Here is a 10,823-nt window from a genome sequence, read left to right as displayed (position 1 = left end):
ATGAAAGCCGCGCTGCTCGACCCGGGCGACCCGCGCTGGTCCGAGGCCTTGGAAAAGGCCGGCCACGACATCTACCACCTGCCGCGGTACGTCGTGCTGGACGCCGCCCTGACCGGCAGCACCCCGGCCGCGTTCTGGTTCGAGGCCGGCGGCCAGCACCTGCTCGTCCCGCTGATCATGCGGGACATCCCGGGCACCGGATGGCGCGACGCGGCCTCGCCGTACGGGTATCCGGGACCGGCGAGCCAGGCGGCGGCCGAGGACACCGACTTCTGGGACCAGGCCTGCGCCGCGTTCGGCAGGACCCTCGCGGCCGAGGGGGTGGTGACCGCGTTCGTCCGGATGCATCCGATGCTGCCGGCGCCGCTGGACGTGATGGCCCGGCACGGCGCGATGGTGCTGCACGGCGAGACCGTGTCGATGGACCTCACCATCTCGGTCGAGCAGATGTGGAGCCTCACCCGCAGCGACCACCGCAACCACATCAACCGGGCCCGCCGCGCCGGCACCCGGGTGCTGTTCGACGAGTGGGACCGGCTCGGCGAGTGGGTGGAGTGCTACCACGACAACATGCGCCGGGTCGGCGCGAACGAGTTCTACTTCTTCACCCGCGAGCACCTGGAGGCGATGCGCGACGCCGTCGGCGAACGCATGCACTTCGCCTGTGCGCTGGAGGGCGACGAGGTGGTCGGCGGCAACACGTTCTTCGAGTACGACGGCATCGCGACCGGGTACGTCTCGTCGACGCGGCGGGCCAAGAACCGCTACGCCGACGAGCTGCTCTACGACGAGGTGCGCCGCTTCTGCAAGAACCGGGGGAACACCCTGTTCCACCTCGGCGGGGGCAAGGGCGGCCAGAACGACTCGCTGTTCACGTACAAGGCGGGCTTCTCCCCGCAGCGGCACGCCTTCCACACCTGGCGTGTCGTGGCAGATCCGGAGGCGTACCGGAGCTTGATGACCGAACGGCGACCGGACGCCGATCCGGGTGACCTCACCGCCGCCTTCCCGCCCTACCGTCAGGAGTAGACCATGCGCATCACCTGTGTCGGAGGCGGGCCCGCCGGCCTCTACTTCGCCGTCCTGGCCAAGCTGGCCGACCCGGCGCACGAGATCACCGTGCTCGAGCGCAACCCCCAGGGTGTGACGTACGGGTGGGGCGTGGTCTTCTGGGACGACCTGCTCGACGACCTGTTCGAGTACGACCCGGTGAGCGCCGGGCGGATCTGGGACGCGGCGTACAAGTGGGACGAGTACGAGGTGCGCGCGTCCGGCAAGGCGGTCACGCACCTGGCCGGGTACGGATTCAGCCTGGGCCGGCACCGATTGCTCGACATCCTGTCGGCACGGGCCCGCGAGCTCGGCGTGCGGATCGAGTATCAGGACGAGGTCGACGAGGTGCCGGACGCGGATCTGGTGGTGGCCTGCGACGGCGCCGCCAGCAAGATCCGGGAGCTGCACGCCGAACACTTCGGCCCGGAGATCGACATGGGCCGCAACAAGTACATCTGGCTGGGCACGCCCAAGGTGTTCGACACGTTCACCTTCGGCTTCGAACGCACCGAGGCCGGGTGGATCTGGTTCCACGCCTACCCGTTCGACGACGAGCGGAGCACGTTCATCGTCGAGTGCACGCCGGAGACGTGGCAGGGCCTGGGTTTCGACCGGATGGACGGGGAGGCGGGCAGCGCGAAGCTGGCCGAGATCTTCGCGAGCCACCTGGACGCCCAGCCGTTGTTCGACCACAAGGCGCTGTCCGGCGGCACCGGCTGGCTGAACTTCCGCCGGGTCACCAACCGCCGCTGGGACGCCGGGCACATCGTGCTGATGGGCGATGCCGCGCACACCACGCATTTCGCGATCGGTTCCGGCACGAAGCTGGCGATCCAGGACGCGATGGCCCTCGCCGACGCGGTGGCGACCGGCGACGACCTGCCGGTGGCGCTGGAACGTTACGAGCACCGGCGTAAGACGGCCATGGCGCCGTTGCAGCGGGCCGCGCTCGCCAGCAGCCGGTGGTTCGAGCAGCTGCCGGACTGCGCGGACATGCCCGCCAACCAGTTCTCCTACGCCCTGTCGAACCGGCGCGGCGAATACCCCACCTGGCGGTACGTGCTGCACCTGAGCACCCAGCGCCGGCTGCCGCGCGCGCTGCTGCGCAAGGCACTCAGCGCGCGTCGCTGGAATCGGGCCCGCCGTCGCGTCCTCGTGGTGAACGCCGGGCACTGAATCGCTGTATACCCCTACGACGAGAGGATGTCACATGGCCATAGCCGCTTTGCTGAGACCCGCGGACTCACGGTGGACCGACGCGCTGGACAGGATGCGGCACGACATCTACCACCTTCCGGCGTACGTGCGGATGGACGCCGGCATGTCCGGTGGCTCACCCGCCGCCTTCCGGTTCGACGACGACGGCGACACCCTGCTGATTCCGCTGATTTTGCGGGAGATCCCGGACACCACCTCGATGGACGCGGTGTCGCCGTACGGGTATCCGGGACCGATCGCCACGACCGCGGACCAGGGTTTCTGGGAGCGGGCCGGCCGGCACATGGCCGACGTGCTCGCGGCCCAGGGGGTGATCACGGCGTTCGTCCGGCTCAATCCGCTGTTACCGGCCCCGAGGGCGGCTCTCGCCTCCGTGGGCACCGTGGTGGAGCACGGCCAGACCGTGACCATCGACCTGACCCTTCCGTACGAGGAAATGTGGAAGCAGACCCACCGCTCGTGCCGTAACCAGATCGGCAAGGCGAAGCGAGCCGGCGTGGAGATCGTCTTTGACGACTGGGGCTACTTCGACGACTGGATCGCGACGTACCACGCCACCATGCGCCGGGTGCACGCGACCGACTTCTACTTCTTCACCACGGACTATTTTCGCCGGCTGCGCGACGCGCTGGGCGAGCGGGCGCACCTGGCGGCCGCGGTCGCCGCGGACGGCGAGCTGCTCGGCGGGAATCTGTTCTTCGAGTACGGCACGATCATGCACACCCATCTCCAGTCCACCAAGGACGGCCGGGTGTCGCATGCCGACAAGCTTCTCTACGACGCGATCCGCCGCTGGGGGCAGGACCGTGGTAACGAGATCTACCATCTCGGTGGCGGCGTGGGTGGCGCAGCCGACTCGCTGTTCCACTACAAGGCGGCCTTCTCGGCCGGGCGCAGCGATTTCTTCACCTGGCGGGTCGTCACCGATCCGGTGGGCTACGAGAAGCTGACCGGTGAGGAACCGACCACCACGTCAACGACGGGCCGGTTCCCCTCGTACCGGTGAACCGAGCACCCCGGCCAGCCGGCGCAGGTCGGCCGGGGTGCACCGGTGATCGACCGGGAGGGTGAGCATGCGCGACGACAACGCCGCCGCCTGCTCGTCGCCGCTCCACAGCCCGGTGCGGTCCTGCCGCCAGTGCACCGGCGCGTAGACGCCGTTCGCGGCCAGGTGGCCGAGCAGATCGTCGCGCTCCTGCCGCGTCTCGCGTAGGATCTGCAGCCGGAACGGGTTCGTCCCTTTGACGGGGGGCATACCCAGCATCTCGGCCATGGCCCGCACGTTCGCGGTCGCCGTCCGTTGTAGACGTTCGATGTCCAGCAGCGGCAGGATCGCCGTGGTCAGGGCGCCGGCCGGGGCCGCACTGCCGAGCAGCACGTGCTCGCCGCGCTGCTGCAAGGCCCGGAACGCCGTCTTGTCCACGTCCGAACCCGCCAGCCAGGCCGATTTCAGCAGCATGGCGACGAGCTTCAAATCACTGCCATGCGGATTCCCGTACGGGCTGGGCAAGGCTCGTTCCTGCGGAGACCAGAGCAGGCCGCCGTCGGGCAGCGGCAGGGTCTTGCGGAGGGAGGCCACCGCGTAGGCGGCCTGGCTGGTGCGCGCCCACCGGCTGAACGGGTCGTGCGAGTGGTCCTCGATCACCACGACGTCCGGGTGCGCCGCCATCCAGGCGTTCCAGGCCTCGCCGGTCTCGCGGCCGAACAGGTTCTGCGCCAGCACGACGTCGCCCTGGCCGGCCCGCAGCGTCTCCAGCCGCGGCCCGCCGGCGTCCGGCAGATGCCGGTACCAGGAGATCCGCACGGTCTCCGACAGCGCCTCGGCCACCCCCATGCAGAAGTACGACGGCAGATGCAGCCGGCCGCGGGGTGCGAGCTGCCGCAACAGGGCGGTCAGCGCGCCGCAGCCGGTCGCGAACAGCTTGTGCCGCGCGGGCAGCGGGCTCTCGTCGGTGGCCGCGGTGAGGTAGCTCGGGTCCCAGTGGAACTCCGAGCCGATCTCACGCGGCACGACGGACTTCCTCGGCCCGCGCGATGTTCAGCTCGTCCACGTGCACCGGCGGCTCACCGCGATGCAGGCTGGTGAACGTCCGCCAGATGATCCGCAGGTCGAGCATCGGCGACCAGTGGTCCACGTACCAGCGGTCCAGCACGAAACGCTGCGGCCAGTCGATGTCGTCGCGGCCGTTGACCTGGGCCCAGCCGGTGATGCCGGGCTTGACCTCCAGCCGGCGGCGGTCCTCGTCGGAGTAGTTCGCGGCCTGCGGCAGCACGTCCGGGCGCGGGCCGACCAGCCACATGTCGCCGCGTGCCACGTTGATCAGCTGCGGCAGCTCGTCGAGGCTGGTGCGGCGCAGGAACCGGCCGCACCGGGTGATCCGGGGATCGTTCTCGAGCAGGCCGAACGGGTCGGCGATGCCCAGTTTCGTGGTCATCGCGACCGAGTCGTGCACCATCGAGCGGAACTTCATCATCCGGAACGGGACACCGTCGCGGCCGGCCCGGTCCTGGACGAAGAAGATGCCCTTGCCGTCGGCGATCCGGATCCACAGCGCGATGCCGAGGATCACGGGCGACAACAGGATCAGCGCCAGGATGGCGGCGATGCGGTTGAGGACGTCCCAGAGCAGTCGTACGGCTCCCACGGTGTGGCCTCCTGCTACAGCGTCTCGACGGTCGGGCCGGAAAGTCGGTGACGGGTGTCCAGCACGTACGTGGCGTGCGCGGTCACCGCGTCGAGATCGAAGGCGTCGTGGTCGGCGAGCAGCACGACCGCGTCCGCGGCGGCGATCTGCTCGGCGGTCGCGGCGACCCGGACCACCCGCTGGTCGACGTGCGCGTCCTCGACCACGTGCGGGTCGGCGGCGCGCACCTCGGCACCCATGTCCAGCAGCAACGACGCGACGCGGCGGGCCGGGGACTCGCGGGCGTCGCCGGTGTTGCGCTTGTACGCGAGGCCGAGGAGCAGGATCGTCGAGCCGTTCACCGACTTCCTCTGCCGATTCAGGGCCTCGACCAACCGCCGTACGACGTAATCGGGCATGTGGTTGTTGATGTCGTTGGCCAGCTCGACGAACCGGAAGCTCTGCCCGAGCGCCCGCTGCACCCGCCAGGACAGGTACGACGGGTCGATCGGCAGGCAGTGCCCGCCGACGCCGGGCCCGGGCACGAACCGCATGTAGCCGAACGGCTTGGACGACGCGGCGCCGATCGCCTCCCACACGTCGATGTCCAGCTCGTGCGCGAACACCGCGAGCTCGTTGACCAGCGCGATGTTGACGTGCCGGAAGGTGTTCTCGATCAGCTTGGTGAGCTCGGCGACCTTGGTGTCGGAGACCGGGACGGTGGTCTCGACCACCGAGCCGTAGAACTCGCGCACCTTCGCCAGCGACGCCTCGTCGATGCCGGAGACCACCTTGGGCGTGGTGACCAGGTTGTACTCGCGGTTGCCCGGGTCGATGCGCTCGGGGCTGTAGCCCAGGTGGAAGTCGGTGCCGGCGATCAGCCCGGACTGCTCCTCGAGGATCGGGCCGACCAGGTCGATCGTGGTGCCCGGGTAGGTGGTCGACTCGAGCGCGACGGTGGCGCCGGGCCGCAGGTACCGGCCGAGCAGCCGGGCGGACGCCTCGATGTAGCTGAGGTCCGGCGTGCCGTCGCGTAACGGCGTGGGCACCGAGATCACCGCGATGTCGAAGCCGGCGCAGGACCGCGGATCGCTGGACGCCTGGTAGGCGCCGCTCGCGAGGATCTCCTGCAGCTCGGCGGACGACACGTCCTCCACGTAGGACTCCCCGGCGGCGAGCCGCTTGATCCGGTCCTCGTCGACGTCGAAGCCGACCACCGAGTGACCCACCTGAGCGGCGCGGACCGCGAGCGGCAGCCCGACGTAGCCCTGACCGGCGATGACAACCCGCATGCTTGGTTCTCCTTCGGTTCAGCGCGGCCGGATCGGACGCACGGTGTACTGCGGCTGACGGGGGATGAGGTTGCGGGCGCGGCGTCCGTTGCCGTTGACCCGGACCTTCGTCTGCAGCGCCGGGCTTTCGGTGAGCCAGCGCAGGAAGGCGGTGAGCTCGCCACGGGGCGCGGTGGGGTCGAGCATGGAGAGCACCGAGCCGTCCAGCGGCGGCACCGGGGTCTGCGAGATGAGCGGGTGGTTCGGCCGCTGGTCGGTCTCGCCCGGTCCGAGCAGCACCTCGCTGAGCTTCTCGCCGGGCCGCAGTCCGGTGTAGACGATCTGGATGTGCTGCTCGGCGGCGTCGGCGAACCGGCGGGCCACGTCGGCGATGCGGACCGGGTCGCCCATGTCCAGCACCAGGACCTCGCCGTCGCTGTGCAGTGCGCCGGCCTGGATGACGAGGCGGACGGCCTCCTGGACCGTCATGAAGTAGCGCTCCACCTCGGGGTCGGTGACCGTGATCGGCCCACCGGCCTCGACCTGCGCGGCGAACGCGGTCAGTACCGAGCCGCGGCTGCCCAGCACGTTGCCGAACCGGACGCTGCAGAAGGTGCCCTTGGTGGCGGCGTCGGCCGCCGCGGTCAGCCGTTCGGTGATGCGCTTGGAGTAGCCGAGCACGCTGATCGGATCGGCGGCCTTGTCGGTGGAGATGTTGACCAGCCGGTCCACGCCGTGCTTCAGGGCGGTCTGCAGGATCTGGTAGGTGCCGACGATGTTGGTCTTGAGCGCCTCGGACGGGTGCATCTCCAGCAGGGTGAGGTGCTTGAGCGCGGCGGCGTGGAAGACGACCTGCGGCTTGTGCTCGGCGAAGACCTCGTCGAGGCGTTGCTGGTCGCGGATGTCGGCGACGACCAGGTTGCGGTCGTCGAGCAGGCCGCGCCCGTCCAGCGAGAGCTGCACCGCGTGCAGGCCGGACTCGTCGCGGTCCAGCATGACCAGCCGTTCCGGGTGGAACTGGGCGAGCTGGCGGCACAGCTCCGAGCCGATCGACCCGCCGGCGCCGGTGACCAGCACGCGGCGGCCCTGCAGGTAGCCGGCGATCGCGGCGACGTCGATCTCGGTCTCCCGGCGGCCGAGCAGGTCGGCGTGGCTGACCGGGCGGATGTCGTCGACGCTGACCGTGCGGCCGAACAGCTCGACCACCGGCGGCACGACCTTGACCTCGACGTTGAGGGGCTCGGCGAGCTCGGTCAGGGTGCGCATCAGCTCGGCGCCGGCGCTGGGGATCGCGATGAGGACCACGTCGGCGCGGTAGCGGCGCACCACCTCGGGCAGCGCGTGCCGGGTGCCGGCGACCGGCACCCCCATGATCTGCAGGCTGCGCTTGGCCGGGTCGTCGTCGAGCAGCGCCACCGGCACGTACGGGCTGGACGGGCTGCGGAGCATGGCCCGCACGACCTGGGCGGCGCCCTCCCCCGCGCCGACCACGACGATCCGGGCGCCGTGCTCGGCCGAGGGCCGCAGCCGCTGGTCGCGCGCGAGCCGCACGGTGTAGCGGATGCCGGCCGCGATGACCAGGGTGATCAGGCCGGACGCGATGATCGCCGAGCGCGGCACGAGCCGGCCCAGCAGAGTGTCCAGAATGAACAACAGCGGGGTGGTGAGGGCCGCGGTCTTGACGAGCGCCGCGATCTCCTCGAAGCAGCCGTAGGACCATCGGCCGGTGTAGAGACCGAATTGGAGGCCGGCCGCGGTGTGCACCACCGCGCCGAGGCTGGCCAGCACCAGCAGTCCGGTCAGGTCGACGTGCGAGAAATCGCCGTCGTGGCGTAGCAGCGTGGCGATCAGCATCGCGAGGGACAGGGCGAGCGCGTCGGCGGCCGCGCGGGCGGCACGGCCACCGAGTCCGGAACGCGCCGCCCGGCCGCGCCAATTGCCGGGGTGGGAATCTTCGGTGTTCTCGCCGGGTGCGGAACGCCTAACCAGCATGGACTCCCCCTCGCGCGCGCCATCTGGCGACAATGAGAAAAAGCGCGGTTCGCAGCGCTCGGAAATGAGCCTGGCAAAATCCGGGGAAGCGATACAGTAGCAATTGTCACAACCGACGTGAGTCTCTTTCACGTTCTGTCCGATCGGTTGCTACACAACGACTTCAGGACCGAACCGGACACTACGATCGGCCGGGGAATAAATGTCACGGATGATATGAGGAGTTTTCACGTCACCTATGACATTTACAACTTTCACCGTTCCCTAAATTCTGCCAACGTCCCTTCACAGGGGCGGCAAAAGCAAATTCCCGACCGAGTCGACCGGGGGGCGGAAAATTGACGTATCCTGGCGCGCACCGCACATCCGGAACGTGAGAGTTCTGCATGTGATCGGCGCCGCGGCCGCCGACGCCGGCGGACATCAGCTGCGGATGCTGGTGCGCCGGCTCCCCCACCAGAACGAGGTGGTGACGCTGACGGCGGGCGGGCCGGTCGCCGCCGCGATACGCGCTTCCGGCGTGCCGGTGCACGAGCTCGACACCGCTGGCGATCGCCATCTGACGGTGGTCCGTAAGCTGCGCCGGCTGATGCGGCGCGGCCGGTTCGACCTGGTGCACACGCATCTGTTCCGGGCCGGGGTGCCCGGGCGGGCGGCCGCGCGCTGGGCCGGGGTGCCGGTCGCGGTCGCCACCGAGCACCGGCTGCCCCGGGTGCCCGGCGTGCTGTTCCTGGCCGGCCGGCGGTACGCGCAGGTGACCGTGACCGCGTCCGACGAGCTGGCCGAACCGTTGCGGCGCTGGGGCGTACCGGGGGAACGCATCGAAGTGATTCCGCGGGCCGTGGACATGTCCGAATTCCGATACGACCCGGCCGTACGCGCCGCGGTCCGCGCCCGCCTCGGGATCGGCGACCGCACCCCGGTCGTCGGCGGGGTCGGCCGGCTCGAGCCGCGCAAACAGTTCGAGCGGCTCATCCGGGCGATCGGCGAGGTGCCCGGCGCGACGCTGCTGCTGGTCGGCGACGGCCCGGCACGCGCGGCGCTGGAGGGGCTCGCGGCCATCGAGGGGGTGGCCGACCGGGTGCTGTTCGCCGGGCAGGTGCCGCACGCGCGGGAGATGTTGTGCGCCATGGACATCTTCGCCTCGCCGGCCACCGACACGTTCGGCCTGGTGGTGCTGGAGGCGATGGCGGCCGGGCTGCCCGCGCTCTTCGGATCCTGTACGCCGCTGGCCGGGCGCACCGACGTGGACGACTGCCGGCGGCTCTCCCCGCACGACCCGGAGTCGTTGCCGCGGGCGCTGCGCACCGAGGTGCTGCTGCTCGACGAACGTCATGGGGAGCGGCTGCCGGCGCGCTCGGCGGGCAAGGGCTACGAAGCCGACCAGATGGCGTTATCGGTGGGCCGGATCTACGACCGGTTCGGGCCGGGGTGAGGCGCGCTCCACGAGTCTGCGCGCGGCGGCGTAGCGCATCAGGTGCTGCAGCGCGTACCAGCCGAGCAGCGCGCCCAACGTGTTCGAGCAGAGGTCGTTCACGTCCGCCCACCGGTTGCCGTGCAGCACCAGGACCAGCAGCGCCTGCGTGGTCTCGATGGTCAGGCTGGCGAGGAAGCCGATGAGCACCACGCGGCCGCGGTCCTTGATGCCGAACGCCAGGCGCAGCACCAGCGCCAGCGGCAGCGTCATGATCGTGTTCAGCAGGAAGTCGTCGGGCCGCATCTCGAGGATCGGCACCAGGATGATCCGGAACAGTTGCGGGTCCCCCGCGTACGGACCCCAGTCCAGGTCGAGCGGGAGCATGGTGGCGCCCAGGACGGCGACCGCATACCACACCGCGAGCCAGGCCGCGCCGACCCGCCACGGGCCCTGTTTACGCAGCGCGAGCCACGACGCGCCCATCAGGACGAGCCCCAGCGGGACGAGCACGGGCAAGGCGGGAATGGTGTGCATCCCCGACCACGCTACGTCGCGATGATGTGAGCCGTCGGGTATCAGCGGAGCCAGCCGTCCCGGCGGGCGATGCGGATCGCGTCGAGGCGGTTGCGCGCGCCGGTCTTCGAGATGATGGCCGACAGGTAGTTGCGGACCGTGCCGCCGGACAGATAGAGCCGGCCCGCGATCTCCTTCACCGAGTCGCCCTGCGCCGCGAGACCCAGCACCTCCAGCTCCCGGGTGGTCAGGCCGCGATCGATGTTCAGCGAGGCGGCCTGCAGACGCGGGGAGACGACGTGCTCGCCGGCCGCGAGGCGCCGCACCGAGTCGGCCAGCAGCGCGCTGGACGCGTCCTTGAGCAGGAAGTTGAGCGAGCGGCGGCGATGCCGGGGCGGGAGCATGCCGCGCTTGGCCGGGTCGCAGAGCATCAGCATGGCGCAGGAGCCGATCGCGGCGTGCAGTTCCTCGGCGAACGGGAGCACCTGGCTGACCATGTATTCGGTGTCGATGACGATCACGTCCGGCCACAGCACCGCGGCGGATTGCACGAGATCCTCGTCGAAGGTCAGGGTGGCGACGTAATTCATGTCCGGATGCGATTCCAGCAGCGATCGCACCGGGACGCCGAAGTATCCCTCGTCGCGGACCGTCAGAACCCGGATCATGCACACCACCTCACCGCTGGACGCCTGCCCCGTCCGGACCTTCCGACGGCCCGTCCGGCACCCTGGG

The 10,823-nt window shown here is 70.1% G+C and carries 10 protein-coding genes; 4 read left to right on the top strand and 6 right to left on the bottom strand.

Annotated features, from left to right (window positions below; genetic code table 11):
- From HH310_RS35140 to HH310_RS35130, 3 genes are read left to right on the top strand one after another with little or no spacing between them, the layout of a single operon-like run.
- Entirely contained in the window at positions 1–1,029 is a 1,029-nt protein-coding gene (locus HH310_RS35140) for a GNAT family N-acetyltransferase (RefSeq protein WP_169180049.1), read from the top strand.
- Positions 1,030–1,032: 3 nt separating this feature from the next.
- The gene (locus HH310_RS35135; protein ID WP_169180048.1) at positions 1,033–2,229 is read left to right on the top strand and encodes an FAD-dependent monooxygenase; all 1,197 of its coding nucleotides are present in this window, start codon (positions 1,033–1,035) and stop codon (positions 2,227–2,229) included.
- Positions 2,230–2,263: 34 nt separating this feature from the next.
- Positions 2,264–3,277: a GNAT family N-acetyltransferase gene (locus HH310_RS35130; protein WP_169180047.1), complete on the top strand. Its 1,014-nt coding sequence runs from the start codon at positions 2,264–2,266 to the stop codon at positions 3,275–3,277.
- Here HH310_RS35130 and HH310_RS35125 read toward each other — a convergent pair.
- From HH310_RS35125 to HH310_RS35110, 4 genes are read right to left on the bottom strand one after another with little or no spacing between them, the layout of a single operon-like run.
- A complete protein-coding gene (locus tag HH310_RS35125; RefSeq protein ID WP_169180046.1) occupies positions 3,245–4,282 on the bottom strand; it encodes a hypothetical protein in 1,038 nt (345 codons plus the stop codon). The two genes, HH310_RS35130 and HH310_RS35125, sit on opposite strands and share 33 nt — an antisense overlap.
- Entirely contained in the window at positions 4,272–4,916 is a 645-nt protein-coding gene (locus HH310_RS35120; protein ID WP_312034529.1) for a sugar transferase, read from the bottom strand. Before HH310_RS35120 ends, HH310_RS35125 begins: the two co-directional genes overlap by 11 nt.
- A 14-nt stretch (positions 4,917–4,930) precedes the next feature.
- The gene (locus tag HH310_RS35115; RefSeq protein WP_169180045.1) at positions 4,931–6,187 is read right to left on the bottom strand and encodes a nucleotide sugar dehydrogenase; all 1,257 of its coding nucleotides are present in this window, start codon (positions 6,185–6,187) and stop codon (positions 4,931–4,933) included.
- Between the two features lie 18 nt (positions 6,188–6,205).
- Positions 6,206–8,158 carry a nucleoside-diphosphate sugar epimerase/dehydratase gene (locus tag HH310_RS35110; protein WP_169180044.1) on the bottom strand — a complete coding sequence of 651 codons (1,953 nt, stop codon included), beginning with the start codon at positions 8,156–8,158 and terminating at the stop codon, positions 6,206–6,208.
- 373 nt (positions 8,159–8,531) lie between these two features.
- Here HH310_RS35110 and HH310_RS35105 point away from each other — a divergent pair, with 373 nt between their 5' ends.
- Positions 8,532–9,593, top strand: coding sequence for a glycosyltransferase (locus tag HH310_RS35105; RefSeq protein ID WP_169180043.1), 1,062 nt, complete (start codon positions 8,532–8,534; stop codon positions 9,591–9,593).
- On the opposite strand, the gene HH310_RS35100 is transcribed toward HH310_RS35105, so the two are convergent.
- Entirely contained in the window at positions 9,552–10,109 is a 558-nt protein-coding gene (locus HH310_RS35100) for a VanZ family protein (RefSeq protein ID WP_169180042.1), read from the bottom strand. The genes HH310_RS35105 and HH310_RS35100 overlap by 42 nt on opposite strands.
- Before the next feature lie 41 nt (positions 10,110–10,150).
- Positions 10,151–10,756 carry a response regulator transcription factor gene (locus HH310_RS35095; RefSeq protein WP_169180041.1) on the bottom strand — a complete coding sequence of 202 codons (606 nt, stop codon included), beginning with the start codon at positions 10,754–10,756 and terminating at the stop codon, positions 10,151–10,153.
- Positions 10,757–10,823: the final 67 nt, after the last annotated feature.

The organism is Actinoplanes sp. TBRC 11911 (assembly GCF_012933445.1).
Lineage (GTDB): Bacteria > Actinomycetota > Actinomycetes > Mycobacteriales > Micromonosporaceae > Actinoplanes.
Note: the sequence above shows the minus strand (reverse complement) of the source record. Positions and strands in the feature narration are given on the sequence as shown.